2 pseudogenes are annotated in these 2,263 nt (G+C 37.8%); both read right to left on the bottom strand.

The annotated features are described in order from the left end of the window. Positions 1–76: 76 nt before the first annotated feature. A pseudogene (locus FTV48_RS14485) lies at positions 77–1,474 on the bottom strand (HNH endonuclease); the annotation flags it as partial. Between the two features lie 717 nt (positions 1,475–2,191). Continuing rightward, positions 2,192–2,263: pseudogene (locus FTV48_RS15270) on the bottom strand (S1 RNA-binding domain-containing protein); the annotation flags it as partial.

Genomic DNA, 2,263 nt, shown 5'->3' with positions numbered 1-2,263 from the left:
GAAAATCTGCTCCTGACTGCCTGGGTAATTGGCGCGATTATTGTGTTATGTGCAGTGTTGTATCTGACGGTATGGTTGATCTTAAAACTGCTGCGCAATCAGAAATTGAATCTGTCAGCCTATGTACAACCCCATCATCATAATTACCCAAAAATCTTTCAGAATAAAACTCATTAAAGTTGATGTACTTGAAAGCCTTTGACATCGACAAAATAAAGGTGTTCAGGCATTCTTCATCTTCAAAATCGACATCCATTTCCAGGCTTAAACAGATAAAGGCTTTATAAACGATTTGTAGCCGATCATAGCCTTTAATCCCACTGCCGAACTTACCGACCGTTTCAGTGGTCGCCACTGGAAAATTGGCAATCAAGAACTCAATACTACGGCGGACACGTGTAAACTCTTTAAAGCTAATGGTTCGATGGTGAATCTGCATCAGGCTTTCATGAATTTCAAACACAATAGCAAACCATGCCAGAAAGGAAGTAATCTGAAAACGCTGGTCCTTATAAAAATATAAGAACGGATGTAAGCCCAAACTCGGAACCCCAGTATTTTTTACAGGAGTGGCCATTCTGCAAAGGACCGTAAACAGATGTGACATGATCTTTTCAACGCGTTCACCCTGATTCAGGCTCATGATATTATGAATCTGATCACCCGCGATGATATTCATGAGCTCATTGACCAAGCCAATTTTTTTGCCATGACTCATTTCAGTATCTAATAATATGGTAGAGAAAAGCAGCTGATGGATCTTCTCCCCCAACTCGATCAGCGAATTTAAACGTGTATATTGAAGCTCTTCTAAATTGGATTTATTGTCATTGATATAACAACAGGCATAGATCGCATAATATGCATCACTTCCCCGACTTCTTAGATGATATTCCTCATATTTATCTAGGCGTTTAGTATCTGAATTAATCGATTGGAATACGCGTCTTGCGTCTTCTGGAGTACCAAGCACTTGCCGGAAACTGATTTTAATATCGTCTAATTTAGATTTTTGTTCTGCAAATTTAGGATCAATACAAATTTTTTGGAAGTCAGCTAGATCTCCTAAATGATTTCGCAGGTCACGAATATCTTCTTTTTGTTGATCGCTAAAATTAGGCGCTTGAGTGGCTTGTTCATCTGCAAAATATCTCTTGACCCAAGCATAAATACTCGAAAGACGATGCGCCCCATCGATAATATAGATGTTGCCGTGTATATCTTTCCAATACAAGATACACAAATTGATATTTTGATCTTCTGTACAATTCTCAATAAAGTTTGCAATTTCCTGCACACTCCAACATTCAGTAGAACGCTGGTTATCCGCTTTAAATAAACATTTGATGATGGCATGCTTTTCAAAATCAGTCAGTGCCACTTCAAAATTATCACGCTGCATTGAAGGCGACATTTCTTCTGGCAACATGACTTTACGCTGAATGATATTCGTCAGTAATCGAGTTTGGCCCATTTTTTGTTTTCTCCAGGCAGCACTTTCCTATATTCGCTAAAGCACGAAATTTGAAAGTGCATATAGTTCAATTTAGTTAAAGCGATGAATTAAATGACCGTCAATATCCGGTCAGCGCTAACAAAAGAAACCTAAGAGAAATGGGTACTTTTAAGATGATATTTTTCATATTGTAATCTCGTTGATCAATGTGAAATTTGCCAACATCTTTTCCACGAGATGGTGGCAAACCAAATAGGGGTGGAAATACCGCTCAACGAAACGGCCAGTCATAGACTGCCCTACTTGGCCTGCCATAAAGCATTGCCATGCAGACACAAAAGAGCCACTAAAAGTGACTCTTTAGTACGTTGAGATACGGGTTTCCACGCCCGATTACAGATTTTGCTGTAACGTAATTATCATATGGGTATCTTTTTCTTTGGTCAAACCAAATTAGAATTTTTTATTCATTTTTTAGTGATATTTTAAAATTGAATGCTGGCTTAATTTTTTCAAAATTTTAGCCGAAAAATCCCTGTATTTTACCTACATACAAGGATGCGTGTTTAGCTCAAAATCTATGCTGCATACTTATAGAAGGTTTACCTAAGCTAATTAATTTATCTTCTCCATTTTTTGGTATCTCATTAAAATCTAAAAATAATCATATTGGCGGACTCCCAAGCCTTTGCTTTGTAAAACAGCAGTTTTAAAAAGCAAAGGCTTGGGCTATTTTTCTGAAATATGTACCAAACCGTCTTGATGCACACCGACATCGACAAATGCACCGAAGTTAGTGACATTGGT

This window comes from Acinetobacter sp. YH18001 (assembly GCF_013416975.1).
Taxonomy (GTDB): Bacteria; Pseudomonadota; Gammaproteobacteria; order Pseudomonadales; family Moraxellaceae; genus Acinetobacter; species Acinetobacter pseudolwoffii.
This window is presented reverse-complemented; position numbering and strand designations above follow the sequence as displayed.